The sequence below is a fragment of the Streptomyces avermitilis MA-4680 = NBRC 14893 genome (assembly GCF_000009765.2).
GTDB classification, from domain to species: domain Bacteria; phylum Actinomycetota; class Actinomycetes; order Streptomycetales; family Streptomycetaceae; genus Streptomyces; species Streptomyces avermitilis.
Genome location: NC_003155.5, coordinates 2,078,643 through 2,094,788, shown reverse-complemented (window position 1 = coordinate 2,094,788; position 16,146 = coordinate 2,078,643). Strand labels below are relative to the sequence as shown.

At 72.5% G+C, this 16,146-nt stretch carries 15 protein-coding genes; 3 read left to right on the top strand and 12 right to left on the bottom strand.

What is annotated here, in order from left to right; all coding sequences use genetic code 11:
• Nucleotides 1-14 precede the first annotated feature (14 nt).
• Nucleotides 15-872, top strand: coding sequence for an LURP-one-related family protein (locus SAVERM_RS09060; RefSeq protein ID WP_010983153.1), 858 nt, complete (start codon nt 15-17; stop codon nt 870-872).
• Nucleotides 873-962: 90 nt separating this feature from the next.
• On the opposite strand, the gene SAVERM_RS09055 is transcribed toward SAVERM_RS09060, so the two are convergent.
• On the bottom strand, nt 963-1,907 hold the full coding sequence (locus tag SAVERM_RS09055) for a DMT family transporter (protein WP_010983152.1): 945 nt from the start codon (nt 1,905-1,907) through the stop codon (nt 963-965).
• Nucleotides 1,904-2,914: a phosphatase PAP2 family protein gene (locus tag SAVERM_RS09050; protein WP_010983151.1), complete on the bottom strand. Its 1,011-nt coding sequence runs from the start codon at nt 2,912-2,914 to the stop codon at nt 1,904-1,906. The genes SAVERM_RS09055 and SAVERM_RS09050 overlap by 4 nt, the downstream gene beginning before the upstream one ends.
• 231 nt (nt 2,915-3,145) lie before the next feature.
• Between SAVERM_RS09050 and SAVERM_RS09045 the strand changes: the two genes are divergently transcribed.
• Nucleotides 3,146-3,760 carry a TetR/AcrR family transcriptional regulator gene (locus SAVERM_RS09045; protein WP_010983150.1) on the top strand — a complete coding sequence of 205 codons (615 nt, stop codon included), beginning with the start codon at nt 3,146-3,148 and terminating at the stop codon, nt 3,758-3,760.
• A 147-nt stretch (nt 3,761-3,907) separates the two neighbouring features.
• On the opposite strand, the gene SAVERM_RS09040 is transcribed toward SAVERM_RS09045, so the two are convergent.
• The 3 genes from SAVERM_RS09040 to SAVERM_RS09030 form a co-directional block, all read right to left on the bottom strand.
• Nucleotides 3,908-4,900 carry a DUF2510 domain-containing protein gene (locus SAVERM_RS09040; RefSeq protein WP_010983149.1) on the bottom strand — a complete coding sequence of 331 codons (993 nt, stop codon included), beginning with the start codon at nt 4,898-4,900 and terminating at the stop codon, nt 3,908-3,910.
• Nucleotides 4,901-4,995: 95 nt separating this feature from the next.
• Complete coding sequence (locus SAVERM_RS09035; protein WP_010983148.1) at nt 4,996-6,150, bottom strand: anhydro-N-acetylmuramic acid kinase; 1,155 nt, start codon at nt 6,148-6,150, stop codon at nt 4,996-4,998.
• 4 nt (nt 6,151-6,154) lie between these two features.
• Nucleotides 6,155-7,462, bottom strand: coding sequence for an MFS transporter (locus tag SAVERM_RS09030; RefSeq protein ID WP_037645868.1), 1,308 nt, complete (start codon nt 7,460-7,462; stop codon nt 6,155-6,157).
• A gap of 225 nt (nt 7,463-7,687) precedes the next feature.
• Between SAVERM_RS09030 and SAVERM_RS09025 the strand changes: the two genes are divergently transcribed.
• The gene (locus SAVERM_RS09025) at nt 7,688-10,375 is read left to right on the top strand and encodes an ATP-binding protein (RefSeq protein WP_010983146.1); all 2,688 of its coding nucleotides are present in this window, start codon (nt 7,688-7,690) and stop codon (nt 10,373-10,375) included.
• A gap of 103 nt (nt 10,376-10,478) precedes the next feature.
• Here SAVERM_RS09025 and pcaDC read toward each other — a convergent pair whose 3' ends face one another.
• Genes pcaDC through SAVERM_RS08990 form a run of 7 tightly spaced genes read right to left on the bottom strand, consistent with a single transcriptional unit; the run spans nt 10,479 to nt 16,140 of the window.
• Nucleotides 10,479-11,618, bottom strand: coding sequence for a bifunctional 3-oxoadipate enol-lactonase/4-carboxymuconolactone decarboxylase PcaDC (gene pcaDC / locus SAVERM_RS09020; RefSeq protein ID WP_010983145.1), 1,140 nt, complete (start codon nt 11,616-11,618; stop codon nt 10,479-10,481).
• Complete coding sequence (pcaB, locus tag SAVERM_RS09015) at nt 11,615-12,952, bottom strand: 3-carboxy-cis,cis-muconate cycloisomerase (RefSeq protein ID WP_010983144.1); 1,338 nt, start codon at nt 12,950-12,952, stop codon at nt 11,615-11,617. Before pcaB ends, pcaDC begins: the two co-directional genes overlap by 4 nt.
• Complete coding sequence (gene pcaG / locus SAVERM_RS09010; RefSeq protein ID WP_037645869.1) at nt 12,949-13,512, bottom strand: protocatechuate 3,4-dioxygenase subunit alpha; 564 nt, start codon at nt 13,510-13,512, stop codon at nt 12,949-12,951. Before pcaG ends, pcaB begins: the two co-directional genes overlap by 4 nt.
• 2 nt (nt 13,513-13,514) lie before the next feature.
• Entirely contained in the window at nt 13,515-14,285 is a 771-nt protein-coding gene (gene pcaH / locus SAVERM_RS09005; protein ID WP_010983142.1) for a protocatechuate 3,4-dioxygenase subunit beta, read from the bottom strand.
• A 12-nt stretch (nt 14,286-14,297) separates the two neighbouring features.
• Nucleotides 14,298-14,714: a thiolase family protein gene (locus tag SAVERM_RS09000; RefSeq protein WP_010983141.1), complete on the bottom strand. Its 417-nt coding sequence runs from the start codon at nt 14,712-14,714 to the stop codon at nt 14,298-14,300.
• A complete protein-coding gene (locus tag SAVERM_RS08995; protein ID WP_010983140.1) occupies nt 14,711-15,358 on the bottom strand; it encodes a CoA transferase subunit B in 648 nt (215 codons plus the stop codon). Before SAVERM_RS08995 ends, SAVERM_RS09000 begins: the two co-directional genes overlap by 4 nt.
• A complete protein-coding gene (locus tag SAVERM_RS08990; protein WP_010983139.1) occupies nt 15,358-16,140 on the bottom strand; it encodes a CoA transferase subunit A in 783 nt (260 codons plus the stop codon). Before SAVERM_RS08990 ends, SAVERM_RS08995 begins: the two co-directional genes overlap by 1 nt.
• Between the last annotated feature and the right edge of the window lie 6 nt (nt 16,141-16,146).

Below are 16,146 nucleotides of genomic sequence, written 5' to 3'. Positions count from 1 at the left end.
GGTAGTGTGCCCCGGTGACCACGCATTCGAACACTCCTGCAGGTTGGTACCCGGATCCGCACGGGGCGCCCCAGACGCTGCGTTACTGGGACGGTGCTCAGTGGACCGACCACACGAATGCGGACCAGCAGGCCCAAGGTGCGCCGCAGGTACCGCAGCAGGCGCAGCAGCCCCAGCAGGCGTACGCCCAGCAGGCCGCCCCGGCTCCCGACCGGCGCGTGCAGCGTCAGGTGCAGCAGGAGGCCGGGGTCGCGGCCGGCGCGGTCGGCGGCGGCACGCTGTTCACCGAGCCGGTCCTGGTGGTGAACCAGAAGGCCAAGCTGATCGAGGTGACCAACGAGTACAAGGTCATGGACCAGAACGGCAACCAGCTCGGCTCGGTCACCGAGGTCGGGCAGAACGCCTTCAAGAAGGTCCTGCGCTTCGTCTCCAGCGTCGACCAGTTCATGACCCACAAGCTGGAGATCCGTGACGCGTACGGTCAGCCGCAGCTGCTGCTGACCCGCCCCGCGAAGATCTTCAAGTCGCGGGTGATCGTGTCGCGTCCGGACGGCTCGCCCGTCGGTGAGATCGTTCAGCAGAACATGATCGGAAAGATCAACTTCGCGATGAACGTCGACGGCCAGCAGGTCGGTGCGATCAAGGCGGAGAACTGGCGGGCCTGGAACTTCGCGATCGTCGACCACGCGGGCAACGAGGTCGCCAGGATCACCAAGACCTGGGAAGGCCTCGCCAAGACGATGTTCACGACCGCGGACAACTACGTCCTGCAGATCCACTTCCAGCTCCCCGAACCCCTGCTGAGCCTCGTCGTGGCGACGGCGCTGACCGTCGACACGGCGCTCAAGCAGGACTCCCGGGGGCTCGGCTGACACAGCCGTTCGGCATGCGGCGCTCGACATGAGGAAGGGCGGTTGCGGATCTCCGCAACCGCCCTTCCGCCGTCGTTGCCCGTTGCGGCACTAGTGAGCCGTCAGATGGCCGGGGTTCGGCTGCTGGGGCAGCAACGAGGGTTCGTACGCCGCTGATCCGGGCTCCAGCGCCAGCACCGCCGCGACCGGGTGGTCGTCGTCCGCCACGGGCGCGGGCGCGGGCGCCGACCGGGACAGCGTCACCACGCCCCATGCCGCGATCGCCGCTCCCACGAACGCCAGCAGCACACCCGTCGGGCCGCCCTCGAGGCGTTCGCCGAGCAGGGACAGGCCGATCACCGAGGCGGCCACCGGATTGGCGAGCGTCACGACGGCGAGCGGAGCGCCGAGACCGCCCTGGTACGCGGTCTGCGACAGCAGCAGGCCACCCGCCGCGAAGGCCGCCACGAGCAGGGTCACCACGATCACTTGGGCGCTCAGCAGCGAGTCCGAGCGGTCCGTCGCGGCCACCGTCACCGTCTGGGTGAGGGCCGAGGCGACACCCGACGCGAACCCGGAGGCGGTCGCGTGCCGCAGCCCCGGCCGCGCTCCCGGCCGCGACAGGCCGCCGATCAGCACCGCGGTGGCACCGGCGACGGCCAGCGCCTCCGGCACCGTCAGCACATCGTCGGGCGCCGGCCCGGACGCGGTGACGAGCAGCGCGGCCAGGCCGATCAGGGTGAGCGCCGTGCCGCGCCACTCGACCGCGCTGACCCGCCGCCCGGCGACCCGGGCCCCGAGCGGCACCGCGGCCACCAGGGTCAGCGCGCCGAGCGGCTGCACCAGGGTCAGCGGCCCGTACTTGAGCGCGGCGACGTGCAGCAGCGCGGCCGAGGCGTTGAGCGCGACCGACCACCACCAGGCGGTGTCGCCGAGCAGACGCAGCGCACCCGTGTCGGTGTTCCGGGCGGCGAGCCGCTCCTGGGCCACCGCGGCGGCCGCGTACGCGACGGCGGAGAACAGGGACAGGACGATGGCGACGAGGGTGGCGTTCACCGGCCCGCTCCCACTCGTTCCGTTCCCACGCGTTCCGCTCCCGCTCGGCTCGCTTTCGCTGGGTTCGCTTCCGCTGGGCTCGCTCCGACTCGTTCGGCTTCCGCTCGGCGTGCTCCCACGAGGCCGCTGCCACCCGTGGACGGCGCGGCCCCCACGGGCGCCGGCACGACGTGGCCCGCCAGGCCGGCGAGCGGCGGTGCGGCGTCGCCCGCCGGTGCCGTGAGCCCCGTCGCCGGGACGGCGATGTCCGCGGGCGCGGGCGTGCGGTCCGCCGCCGCGGCCGTCCGGACCGGCGCGTGGATCACCGCGAGCGCGATGCCGAGCAGCGCCGCCGCCACGCCCGCGTCCAGCCAGTAGTGGTTCGCCGTTCCGACGATCACCATCAGGGTCAGCAGCGGATGCAGCAGCCACAGCGGGCGCCAGCGGGACCGGGTCGCGGCGATCAGTCCGATCGCCACCATCAGCGCCCAGCCGAAGTGCAGCGACGGCATCGCGGCGAACTGGTTCGCCATCGAGTCGGTCTCCGGGTTCCCCCCGTAGACCGACGGTCCGTACACCTGCGCGGTGTCCACCAGGCCGGCCGCCGCCAGCAGCCGCGGCGGGGCGAGCGGGAACGTCAGGTGCAGCACCAGCGCGGCGGCGGTGAGTACGGCGAGGACCCGGCGGGCCCACAGGTAGTGGCCGGGGCGCCGCAGGTACAGCCAGACCAGGAAGGCCGCGGTGGCCGGGAAGTGCACGACCGCGTAGTAGGTGTTGGCGACGTGGACGAGGGCGTCGCCGTGCAGCAGTGCGGACTGCACGGCGCCCTCGTCCGGCAGACGCAGGGCGCGCTCCCCGTCCCACACCCGCTGTGCGTTGTGGAAGGCCTCGCCGGTGTGGCCGTTCGCCAGCTGCCGGCCCACTTTGTAGACGACGAAGAGCCCCGCGACGAGCAGGAGCTCACGGACGAGGGGCGGCCGCTGGACCGCGGCTGCCCCTTCTGGATCAGGCTCCGTCAGGGAATCCATCCCCGGGCCCCTTTGCTGACGTTCTTGCTTGAGGTGATGCGCGGTGAGCCCAGGACAAGGTCCACTCGGCAGGGGAGTGGGTCCTGTCCAAGGCTCATCGATACGACAGTGTACCGATACGCCAGTGTACCGATACGGCCGCGTACCGGTACACTGACGTATCGATATACTCTTGTGAGGCGGGCCACGGAAACGGGATCGCGACCGGCACTACGAGCGAGGAGCAGAGCCATGACGTCGCAGGCAGCGGACGGACCGGAGACGGTCGTCGCCTCGCGCCGCTCCAAGATCACGCCTGAGCGTGAGCAGGAGTTCTTCGACGCCGTGCTCGAACAGATCCGTGAATGCGGCTACGACGCGCTCACCATGGAGGGCGTCGCCGCCAGCACCCGGTGCAGCAAGTCGACGCTCTACCGGCAGTGGAAGACGAAGCCCCAGTTCGTGGCCGCCGCCCTGCGCGCCAACCGGCAGGTGCGGTTCTCCGGGATCGACACCGGCTCGCTGGCCGGAGACCTGCGCGAGGCGGCACGGGCGGCGGGCACCTGGTCCGGCCGTGACACCCAGCTGCTCCAGGCGCTCGGCCATGCCGTGATGCAGGACGAGGAACTCCAGCAGGCGCTGCGCGACGCGCTCGTCGAGCCCGAGATCGAGGCGCTCCAGGAGATGATCCGGCGCGGAGTCGAGCGCGGCGAGATCGCCGCCGACCATCCGGCGCTGGAGTACATCCCCGCACAGCTTCTCGGTGTCCTGCGCGTCCGCCCCGTCCTGGAGGGGCAGTACGCGGACGAGGAGTACCTCGCACGCTTTGTGGAGGCCGCCGTGCTCCCGGCACTCGGCCTCACCTGAAGACCCAGGCCGCCGTCCGCGGGATGACCGGACGTCGGCCTGACCGCGCCGCACCGTGGGGACGGGGGCGGCGCGCACCCCCCGGCCGGGTGGGGTTCCTCTTGAGCGGAGAGGCGCCCCACCCGGCCGTCCGGTGTGCGGGGCGGATCAGACGTTCTGTCCGCTGCCGCCGCCGGAGGACACCTTGATGCCCTTGGTGATCTCGTCGATCACCGACTCCTTCTTCCCGACGTCGATGCCGAAGCGGACCACGACCAACTGCTTCGCGTTCGCCGGCGACGGGAAGACGAGCGACTCGACATAGCCGTCGGCGCCCTTGCTGGTGACCGCCTTCCAGCGGACCAGGTAGCCCTTCTGCCCGGCCACGGTCACCGCCTTGGAGGCCAGCTCCTCGTGCGAGGTGATCTTGCCGTAGGTGGTGCCGCCGTAGGACTCCTTGGCGTTCGCCGCGATGTCCGCCTTCGCGACCTCCTCGGGCGTGCTGCCGTCGGTGCCCAGCGCCACGGCGGGCGCCGAGTAGGCCCCGCCGGTGGTGCACTTCTTGGACGTGTCGCCGGGGCACTTGTACGAGTCGTTCGACGACACCTGCGCGCCCGCGGTCAGCGCCTGGCCGTACCAGTCGTCCGGCACGGGAAGGCTGATGCCGTTGATCGCGTCGGAGACGGCACCGCCGCCCTTGACCTTCGGCGGCTCGGACTGGTCCGGCGCCGGGCTCTGGCCGTCGGAGCCGCCCGAATCGCCGGGCAGGCCGCCCGGACCGCCGGAGCCGCCCTCGCCGCCACCGGTGCCGCCCTGACCGTTCTGGCCGCCGGGACCGCCCGGTCCCTGTGAGTTCGAGGCGTTGCCGCTGCCGCCGTCGTCCTTGGTCAGCGCGTACACACCGCCTCCGATGCCGGCCAGGACGGCGATCGCGGCGGCGACGGCTATGCCCGTCCGCAGCCCACGCCGCGCGGGGGCGGGCGGCCCGTCCGGATACGCGCCGACGGTCGGGGGATGGGCCGGCGGACCCCACGCGGCGGCCGAACCCACGGGGCGGGTCTGGTCCGTCCATGCCTTGCCGTCCCACCAGCGCTCGAGGGCGGGACCGTCACTTGTCTGCCCGGGGTCGGGGTACCACCCGGGAGGAGTCACCTGCGTCATGGGACCACCGTATGAGGCTCGCGTGAAAGAGGGATGAGAGGGTGGGGGTGCTTTTCGGGCCGCCCGCGGATTTTCGGGCCGTTCCACGGGTCAGGTCACTCCAGCACCAGCCGTACGGGTGACCAGTCCGCGCGCGGCGGCAGCCGCAGTCCGTCCCGCCCCGGTGTCACCGACCCGAGCACACTGGGATGCCGTGCGCCGGTGCTCACCGGGTCGGTGCCCGCCAGGCCGTGCACGGTCAGGAACCCCAGGACGGCGAACGCGTACGCCTCCTTCGCGGCCGAGGGCAGCCCGAGTTCGTCGGAGGTGCGCAGGGCCACCGCGCCCAGTTCCCGGGCGAGCATCTCCATCAGGACGGGATTGCGGGTCCCGCCGCCGGAGGCGACGACCTCCGTGGCCCGCACCGCGCGCACGGCGTCCGCGACCGTCAGCGCGGTGAGCCGGGTGAGCGTCGCGATCACGTCCTCGGCGGTCAGTGTCCCGAATCCGGCGAGCGCGTCGCGCAGATATCCGAGGTGGAACAGCTCCTTGCCCGTCGTCTTCGGCGCGGGCAGCGCGTAGTACGGCTCCGCCAACAGCCGTCGCAGCATCGGCTCGTGCACGGTGCCGCGGGCCGCCAGCGCCCCGTCGACGTCGTGGTCGAGGCGGCCCCCGCTCAGACCGTGCGCCGCCGCGTCGATCAGCGCGCACGCCGGCCCGGTGTCGAACGCGGTCCCGTCGGGGGCCGTGAGGTTGGCGATGCCGCCCAGGTTCAGAGCCACGGACGTCCCCGCGCGGCCGCGCAGCCACAGCAGGTCGACCAGGCTGACCAGTGGCGCGCCCTGACCCCCGGCGGCGATGTCGCGCGGGCGGAAGTCCGCGACCACGGGCAGTCCGGTCGCCTCGGCGATCCAGGCGGGCTGCCCGAGCTGGAGCGTGCCGTACACCCGCCCCGCCTCGGCCCAGTGATAGACGGTCTGCCCGTGCGAGGCCACCAACTCGGCTCGCCCGCCGCACAGTTCACGGTCCGCCCGCACGGCCGCCGCCGCGAAGGCCTGCCCGATCCGGGTGTCGAGGCGGCAGACCCCGGCCAGGCTCGTCGCCGCCGGGGGCAGCGCCGCCGCGAGCTCCTCCCTGAGGCCGGAGTCGTACGCCTCGCTCATCAGCCCCAGTGGCTTCAGTACGAGACGGTCCCCGGCCAGGCCGAGGTCGGCGGCCGCCGCGTCGATCGCGTCGTACGACGTTCCGGACATCAGGCCGATCACCCGCACGCTCTCAACTCCCTTGACTCTTCTGGTTCGTGCGGACCGTGGCCAGCGCCAGCGCGCTCACGGCGCAGGTCGCCGCCGCGTAGTACGCGGGGATGTCCACGTTCCCGGTCCGTTCGATCGTCTCCGTGATGATGAGGCCCGCGCATCCCGAGAACACGGCATTGGACAGGGCGTAGGCGAGTCCCAGGCCGGTGCAGCGCACGCGCGTCGGGAACATCTCGGAGAGCATCGCGGGCCCGGGACCCGCCATCAGTCCGACGACGGCGCCCGCCGCGCACACCGCCACGCCCTTCGCGGCGTTCGAAGTGCCGGTGTTTTGAAGGAGGTTGAGGAGCGGCAGGGCGAGAACGGTGACGAGCGCTGCCCCGGTCAGCATCACGGGACGCCGTCCGATCCGGTCGCTGAGCAGGCCCGCCGGGACGATCGTGGCCGCGAAGCCGAGGTTGGCGAGGACCGTGGCGACCAGGGCCTGCTGGAAGGTGGCGTGCAGGGTGCTCTGGAGATACGAGGGGAGCACGACGAGGAAGGTGTAGCCGGCCGCCGCCCATCCCATGACGCGGCTCGCGCCCAGGGCGATGGCCCCGGCCAGCCGGCGGGCGGGCGGCCGGTCGTACGCGTTTGGGTGCGCGCGCCCGCTCGCGAAGGCCGGCGTCTCGTCCAGCCGCAGCCGTAGCCACAGCGCGCCAAGGCCGAGGGGCAGCGTCAGCAGGAACGGCAGCCGCCAGCCCCAGGAGCTGAGCTGCGCCTCGGAGAGGAACACCGCGAGCAGCGCGGCGACCCCGGCCCCGCACAGAAGGCCCAGCGCCACGGTGAACGACTGCCACGACCCGTACAGACCGCGCCGGCCCGGCGGCGCGAACTCCGTCATCACCGACACCGCGCCCCCGAACTCCCCGCCCGCGGAAAGCCCTTGGACCACGCGGAGGAAGGTGAGCAGCCAGGGGGCCAGGGCGCCTGCCGTGGCGTAGGTGGGCAGTGCGCCGATCAGGGTCGTGGCGGCCGTCATCAGGGCGATCACCAGGATGAGGACCGGGCGGCGGCCGATCCGGTCGCCGAGGCGTCCGAACAGCGCGGCCCCGACCGGCCGGAAGAAGAACGCGAGTGCGAACGACGCATACGCCTTCACCAGGCCCTCCACCTCGCCACCGCCCTCGGGGGTGAAGAAGCGGGCCGCGACGATCGTGGCGAAATAGCCGTAGACACCGAACTCGTACCACTCGATCAGGTTGCCCACCGAGCCCGCGAGCAGGGCCCTTCGGGACTGCTCGGGCCGGGCGGCGCGCCGGTCCGAGTCCTGCACGGGGATGCTCATGCCGGTTCCTCCCGGGCCACGGTGATGGTGGAAAGTTAGTTTCAATTTCCCATTTGTTTGCTGTCAATAACTTTCACAACGGCTGGTCGGAGGTCTGCCGCGTCGCCCTGGGGCACTCGGTGTCACCCGTCACGGCAACACGTGCCCGGACCTCCTCCGTCGTGGCCTGCGGAGGACTAGGCTCAATGCCTGTACGCCGTTTGGGCGATCTGGGGAGGTAGCGGGATGACGGAGGTACGGCCCGGAGCGGTCGCCTCGGCTTCCCTGTGGGAACGCGACGCGGAGATCGCCGCGCTTGTGGAGGCGGTCGACGCCCTGCGCGCGGACTCCCCGTCCTCGGGCTCGGGAAGCCTGCTGGTGTTCAGTGGTGAGGCGGGCATCGGCAAGACCGCGCTGCTCGGCGAGACGCGCCGGATCGCGGAGAGCCGCGGCTGCACGGTGTGGTCGGCACGCGGCGGCGAGACCGTCACGTCCGTTCCCTTCAATGTCGTACGGCAGTTGCTGCAACCCGCGCTCGTCGCGCTCATGCCCGACGAGGCGCGCGAATACCTGGGCGACTGGTACGACATCGCGGGGCCCGCGCTCGGGATCACCGAGCCGGGCGACCGCCAGGCCGACCCGCAGGGCGTGTGCGACGGCCTGGTCGCGGCGGTGCGCCGACTGGCCCGGCGCGAGTGGCCGCTGGTCCTGCTGATCGACGACGCGCACTGGGCCGACCAGGAGACCCTGCACTGGCTGGCCGCGTTCGCCGAGCGCCTCCACGACCTGTCCGTCCTCGTGGTGGTCGCCCGCCGCCCCGGCGAGGCCACCGAGGAGAGCACCCGTCACCTCGACGTGATCGCCGCCGCGGCCGGCCCGGTCGCCACCCTCAGCGCACTCACCCCCGAGGCGACCGCAGGGCTCACCCGGGCCACGGTCGGTGTGCACGCCGACGCCCCGTTCTGCCGCGAGGTGTGGGCCGTCACCGGCGGCAACCCGTACGAGACCGTCGAACTCCTCGCCAAGGTGCAGGACAGCGAGCTGGAGCCGAGCGAGTCCTCGGCCGCCGAACTGCGCGCCCTCAACCGCTCGGCCCGCGGCCGTGGACTCGTCGCCCGCCTCGAAGGACTCGGCATCGACGCCACGCGGTTCGCCTGGGCCGCCGCGATCCTCGGCACCGGGATCTCCCTCGACCTCGCGGCCCAGCTCGCCGGCATGCAGCGCGAGGAGGCCCTGCACTGCGCGGACCTGCTGGGCGCGGCCCGCATCCTCACCGAACCCGCCCCGGTCAACGGCCGACAGCCGGACGGCGACCTGGAGTTCGTGCACCCGCTGATCGCCAGCGCCGTCTACAACTCGATCCCGGACGCCCTGCGCACCGCCATGCACGGCGTGGCCGCGCAGGTCGTCACCGATTCCGGACTCGGGGCCGCGGCCGCCTCCCGCCACCTCCTCGAAGTGCACCCGGACGACGACGCGGAGCTGGTCGACCAGATGCGCGAGGCGGCCCGCGAACACCTCGCGGTCGGCGCCCCGGACGCCGCCCGACGCTGTCTCGAGCGCGCCCTGCTGGAGCCTCCGCTGTCGGACGTCCACGCCCGCGTGCTCTACGAGCTGGGCTGCGCCACGCTCCTCACCTCGCCCGCCACCACCATCGACTACCTCCAGGCGGCGCTCGCCATGCCGGGCCTCGACGGGGACGTACGCGTGGACGCCGTCTTCCGCCTGTCCCAGGCGCTGCTGCACAACAACCAGGTCGAGGAGGCCGTCCGCACGGTCGACGCCGAGGCCGCCCGGCTCGAACCGGGACCGGCCCGGATGCGGCTCCAGGCGGTGCACTACATGTGGGAGTGCGTCCACGCGGGTGAGGACATCTCGCCGACCAGCGTGCGCGCCCTCGCCGAGCTCGCCAAGAAGTGCACCGGCAAGGACAACTCCGAACGCGCGCTGCTCATCCTGCGCGGCTTCGACGCGATGACGCGCGGCGAGAACGCCGAGGAGGTCGCCGAGCTCTGCGACCGCGCCCTCGTCAACGGCCGCCTCGCGCCCGGACTCGGCTGGACCGACACCGAGTGGGGCATCGAGCTCCTCATGATGCTGGCCAGCGCGTACGCCTACGCGGACCGGCTCGACCGCGCGGAAGCCCTCTACAACGAGGCGCTGCGCGCCTACGAGGGCGCCGGATGGAGCGGCGGCCATCTCGCCCTGGCCCATTCCTACGTCGGCCTCGGCCATCGCAGGCGGGGGCGTCTCACGGAGGCCGAGAAGTATCTGCGCGAGTCCCTGCGCATCGCCGAGCGCGTCGGCCGCGGACTGCCCCTGTACTGGTCCGCGACCTGCGGACTCGTCGACACACTGCTCGCCCGCGGCCATGTCGAGGAGGCCGCGGAGATCGCCGAGCGGTACGGCTTCGGCCCGCCGTACCCGACCACCATCGTGCTGCCCGACACCCGCTCCGTGCGCGGTCGGCTGCTGCTCGCCCTCGGCCGCACCGAGGAAGGCGTCAACGAACTGGAGGCCGCGGAGAAGGCGGCCACCGCACGGGGTCACCACAACACGGTGCTGGCCCCCTGGGCGCTGGACCTCGCCAGGGCACTGGCCGTCGACGACCCGCGCCGGGCCGCCGAACTGGCGGCGACCGCCCGCCGCCAGGCCGAACGCTTCGGCACCGACACGGCGATCGGCGAAGCACTCCGCTGCGCCGCGGCCCTGGAGACCGGCCAGCGCGCCGCTTCGCTGTACAAGCAGGCGGTGACGTATCTGGAGGCGTCACCGTGCTCGTACGAACACGCGGCGGCCCGGGTGGAGTACGGCATCGCGACGCGCTCGGCGACCGAACTCACCCGCGGCCTGACGCTGGCCCGCTCCTGCGGCGCGGACGGCCTGGTGGCGCAGGCCCAGGAGGCACTGGACAACGGGCCGGGGCTCCGGTAGCCGGAACGCCGGGTGTCAGGCGCTTCCCTCCCCAGGCGCTTCCCCTCAGGCGCCGTGCAGCCGGTCCGTGCAGCCGGTCCGTGCAGCCGGTCCGTCGTCGTGGTCACCCCGCCGTGTCGTCCTCCTCGGCCAGCACCCGCTGCGCCACCGCGAACGCCGAGTTCGCCGCCGGAACCCCGCAGTACACCGCCGTCTGGAGCAGCACCGCGCCGATCTCCTCCGGTGTGAGCCCGTTCCGCCGGGCCGCCCGCACATGCAGGGCCAGTTCGTCGTAGTGGCCGTGCGCCACCAGCGCCGTCAGCGTGATCATGCTGCGCTCACGGCGCGTGAGGGTGGAGTCGGTCCAGATCTCGCCCCAGGCATAGCGCGAGATGAAGTCCTGGAAGCGGGCGGTGAAGGGGGTCTGCCGTGCCTGCGCGCGGTCCACGTGCTCGTCGCCGAGGACCTGGCGGCGTACCTCCATCCCGCGCGACGCATACCCGTCGAAGTGCCCGCGCAACGCGGCGAGCACGGCCTCCGGGCGCTCCGCGGGCGCGAGATGCGAGGCGCCCGCGATCTCGGTGAGCGAGGCGCCGGGCACCGCGTCCGCGATCTCCCGCAGATGCGCGGGCGGCGTCGCGGGGTCCTGACGGCCCGCGACCAGCAGCGTCGGGGCGGTGATCGACGACAGCCGGTCACGGAGGTCGAACGCGGCCAGCGCGTCACAGCAGGCCGCGTACGCGTCCGGGTCCGCGTCCCGGTGGTCCTGGACGAGCTCCGGCACGGTGAAACCGGGCGTGAACCAGCGGGAGTCGGCCGTCGCCGCGACCGGCGCGACACCCTCCCGGCGGACCAGCTCGGCCCGCTCCCGCCACGGCTGCGCGCCGTTGAAGTGGGCCGACGAGCAGAGGACCGCGAGGGACGACACCCGCTCCGGGTGGTGCGCGGCGAGGTGCAGCCCGACCGCTCCACCCAGCGAGACACCGGCGTACGCGAACCGGTCGATGCCCAGTGAGCCGGCGAGCGCCAGCACCAGCTCGGCGAGGTCGGCGACGGTCGCCCCCGGACCGATCAGACCGGCCGGCGAGCCGCCGTGCCCGGGCAGGTCCCAGCGGATCACCCGGTGCGTGACGGACAGCTCGGGCGCGACCTTGTCCCACAGCGCGTACGACGTGCCCAGCGAGGGGCCGAGGAGCAGCGGGGGAGCGGTGACGGGTCCCTCGGCGTGGTGGTGCGACAGCCTGCCGTTCGGTTTGGTGGTCAACGTCGCTCCAGCGCACGGTCGGTGAGGGCTCCCGCGGAGCCCGTGTAGCGGGTGGGGTCGGTGAGGTCCGCGAGATCGAGGTCCGTCAGCTCCTGCTCCTCACCGAGCACGTCCACGAGAGGCCGGTTCTCGGCGACGGCGAGCTTCGCGGCCCGGGTCACCAGCTCCTTGGCGCGGGCCCGCCCGAGCACGGGAGCGAGCTCGGCGGCCAGCCGCTCGGAGACGATCAGCCCCTGGGTGAGACCGAGGTGCTCCCGCATGGTGTCCGCGTTCACCCAAAGGCCCTCCGCCAGTTCGGCGGCATGGCCCGCGGCCCCACCGACCAGTCGGAGCAGCTCCCGCAGCGGCTCCCACTCGGCATGCCAGGCCCCGGCGGGCCGCTCGTCCTCGGCGGCCATCGACGCGTAGAGCGTGGCGGCGAGCCCTGGCGCGCGCCGGGCGGAGGCGGCGATCAGGGTAGCCGCGACGGGATTCGCCTTGTGCGGCATGGCGGACGACCCGCCCCCGGCACCCTCGGTGACCTCGGCGATCTCCGTGCGGGCGAGGGTGAGGACGTCCGCCGCCGGCTTGCCGAGGGCGCCGGCCGTGAAGGCCAGGGCTCCGGCCAGATCGGCGATCGGCGTACGCAGGGTGTGCCACGGCAACGCCGGTTCCGCGAGCCCGAGTTCACGGGCGTACGCGGTCACGAGGGCCTGGGTGTCCTCGGTCCCGAACGCGTTGAAGGCCGCCAACGTTCCTGCGGCCCCGCCCAGTTGGGCCGGCAGCCGCACGGTCGTGAGCCGGTCCCGGGCGTCCAGCACCAGCGAGCGCCATCCCGCCGCCTTCAGCCCGAAGGTCGTCGGTACAGCATGCTGTGTCAGGGTCCGCCCCGGCATCACGGTGTCCCGGTGGGCGGCGGCCAGTCGGCCCAGCGCCCGCGCCGTACGCTCCAGGTCCGCCAGGATCAGGTCCAGTGCGGCGCGGGCGACCAGCATCATCGCCGTGTCCATGATGTCCTGGCTGGTCGCGCCCCGGTGGACGTACGGCCCGTGCTCCGCGCCGACCGCCGCCGTCAGATCCGCTACCATCGGGATCACCGGATTGCCGCCGGCGCGGGCGCGCAGCGCGATCGACCGGACGTCGAAGCCCACGGCGTCGGCGGCCACCGACACCGCCGACGCGGCCTCGGCCGGGGCCAGGCCGAGCCCCGCCTGGGCCCGCGTCAGCGCCGCCTCCGCGTCGAGCAGCGCCTGGAGAAACGCACCGTTCCCGGTGGCGGCCGACGCGGGGGATCCCGTCCACCCGGGGGCGAGCAGGCCGGCGTCGGAATCGACGGAATCGACGGGTTCTGTCACTGGAACTCCAGGAAGACCGTTTCGCCTTCGCCCTGAAGGCGGATGTCGAAACGGTACGTGCGGTTCGCGCCCTCGGCCGCGATGAGCGTGGCGCGCCGCTCGGCGGGCAGCGAGTCGAGCAGCGGGTCGGCGCCGTCGGCGAGGTAGGCGCGGGTGAACAGGTGGTGCACCAGACCGCGCGCGAACACGCACACGCTGATGTACGGCAGTCCGGCATTGCCCGGCGGCAGGGTGTGCAGCGCGTAGTGTCCGTCGGCGTCCGTGGCGACCCGCCCGAAGCCCGTGAAGTCGGTGCCGTTGCGGCCCAGGAAGCCGCCCGTCGACGGGTCGCGGCGCATCGAGCCGGGGGCACCCGTCAGGGAGCCGTCGGGCGCCGCCTGCCAGAAGTCCAGGAGGGCGTCGGGGATCGGCGCACCCGCACCGTCGAACACGTATCCGTGCAGGGTGATCGTGTCGGGGTGGCCCTGGGGCGCGACGTCCGGGCCACCGGGGAAGGGGAGCGCGTGCCCGTAGAAGGGGCCGATGGTGTGGGACGGGGTGGGGAGCAACCGCTCGGTCATGCTCAACGGCCTTCCTCGATCCAGGTGGCGGAGGGACCGTCGAGGACGATGTCCCATGCGTAGCCGAGGGAGAACCCGGGCGCCGAGAGGTCGTGCTGGTAGGTGGCGATCAGACGGTTTCGGGCCGCCGCGTCCGTCACGGACCGCAGGATCGGGTCGTATGCGAACAGCGGGTCGCTCGGGAAGTACATCTGTGTCACGAGCCGCTGGGTGAACGCCGTGCCGAAGACCGAGAAGTGGATGTGCGCGGGCCGCCACGCGTTGGTGTGGTTGCCCCACGGGTACGGGCCCGGCTTGATGGTGGTGAACGTGTACCGGCCCTGATCATCCGTCAGGGTCCGCCCCACGCCGGTGAAGTTGGGGTCGAGCGGCGCCGGGTGCTGCTCGCGCAGATGGGCGTAGCGGCCGGCCGCGTTGGCCTGCCAGACCTCGACCAGCTGGCCCCGCACGGGTCGGCCGTCGCGGTCGAGGAGCCGGCCCGAGACGGTCATGCGTTCGCCGATCGGCTCGCCCCGGTGCTGGCGGGTCAGGTCGTTGTCGATCTCGGTGATGTCGGTGACGCCGAAGACCGGACCCGCCAGCTCCACCGTCTCCGGGTCCCCGCCGTGCACGGCGACCAGCGGCTGCTTGGGGTGACGCAGCACGGAACTGCGGTACGGGGCGTAGTCGCGCGGCGGGTGGTGGCGGACCGGGCCGCCCTCGGCGACCGCCTTGTCGTACGCGTTCTGGAGGTCGTCGACCTCTATGTCGATGTGCGACTGAGTGAGAGCCATGGGTGCGTCTTCCTATCGCTCGAGGACGAGGGCGAGGCCCTGGCCCACGCCGATGCAGAGGGTGGCGACACCGACTCCCGAGCCCTTGCGGGCGAGTTGGTGGGCGACGGTGAGCGCGATGGCCCGCGCGGCCTGGATCACGGCTTCGAGCCCGGAGGCGCACAGCCGGTTGACGGTCACCCCGGGCACGGAGGCGGGCAGGCCCGCGAGGAGGGCGGCCATCCGGCCGACGTTGCGGTTCTCCTCGCCGGCGCCGTTGGCGTTGCCGAAGTACACGTCCTCGATCCGGGACGGGTCCAGGCCCGGTGTACGGGTGAGGAGTTCACGCACGGCATGGGCGGCCAGGTCGTCCGGGCGGACGGAGGCGAGCGAGCCGTTGTACCTGCCGATCGGGGTGCGGACCGCGTCGACGACGTAGACGTCCTTCACGAGCGGATCTCCTCCGGGACACGAACCTTCGCGGCGGTCTTATCGACGATCTCCGCGGCGGTGACACCGGGCGCGGTCTCCACCAGGAGCAGTCCGTCGGCGGTGACGTCGAGAACGCCGAGGTCGGTGATGATCCGGTTGACGCAGGCCCTGCCGGTCAGCGGCAGCGCGCACTCCTCGAGGATCTTCGCCTGGCCGTCCTTGGCGGTGTGGGTCATCACGACGATGACCGTGCGGGCGCCGTGCACCAGGTCCATCGCGCCGCCGATCCCGGTGATCATCTTGCCGGGGATCGCCCAGTTCGCCAGGTCACCGCCCGCGGAGACCTGCATCGCGCCGAGGACGGCGACGTCGATGTGCCCGCCGCGGATCATCCCGAAGGACAGCGCCGAGTCGAAGAAGGAGGCTCCCGGCAGGACCGTGACGGTCTCCTTGCCGGCGTTGATGAGATCCGGGTCGACCTGCTCCTCGGCCGGATACGGGCCGGTGCCCAGGATCCCGTTCTCCGACTCCAGGATCACCTCCACACCGGCGGGGAGGTGGTTGGGGATCAGCGTCGGCAGGCCGATGCCGAGGTTCACGTACTGGCCGTCGGCGAGCTCGCGTGCGGCGCGGGCGGCCATCTCCTCGCGTGTCCAGGCCATCAGCCGCTCACCGTCCCGGTTGCCGCGGACGCCGAAACGGTCCGCTTCTCGATCATCTTGGCGTTCGTCTGTTCCGGAGAGAGCGCGATGACGCGCTGTACGAAGATGCCCGGCACGTGCACCGCGTCCGGGTCGAGCCCGCCCGGTTCCACCAGCTCCTCCACCTCGGCGATCGTCACCCGGCCCGCCATCGCGGCCAGCGGGTTGAAGTTCCGCGCGGACTTGTTGAAGACCAGGTTTCCGTGCCGGTCGCCCTTCGCCGCCCGGACCAGGGCGAAGTCGGTACGGATGCCGTGCTCCAGGACGTACTCGGTGCCGTCGAACTCCCGTACCTCCTTCGGCGGCGACGCCAACGCCACCCCGCCGGAGCCGTCGTAGCGCCACGGCAGCCCGCCGTCCGCGACCTGTGTGCCGACCCCGGCCGGGGTATAGAAGGCGGGGATCCCGGCCCCGCCCGCGCGCAGCCGCTCGGCCAGCGTGCCCTGCGGGATCATCTCCACCTCCAGCTCACCGGCCAGATACTGGCGGGCGAACTCCTTGTTCGCCCCGATGTACGAACCGGTGACGCGGGCGATCCGTCCGGCCGCCAGCAGTACCGCGAGCCCCGACTCCATCGCGCCGCAGTTGTTGGAGACCACGCCAAGTCCCGCCACTCCGCGCTCGTAAAGAGCCTGGATCAGCACGTTCGGCACACCACTCAGGCCGAATCCGCCGACCGCGAGCGTCGCGCCGTCCGGCACATCGGCCACCGCCTCCAGGGCTGTGGCGACCACCTTGTCCATCCGTGA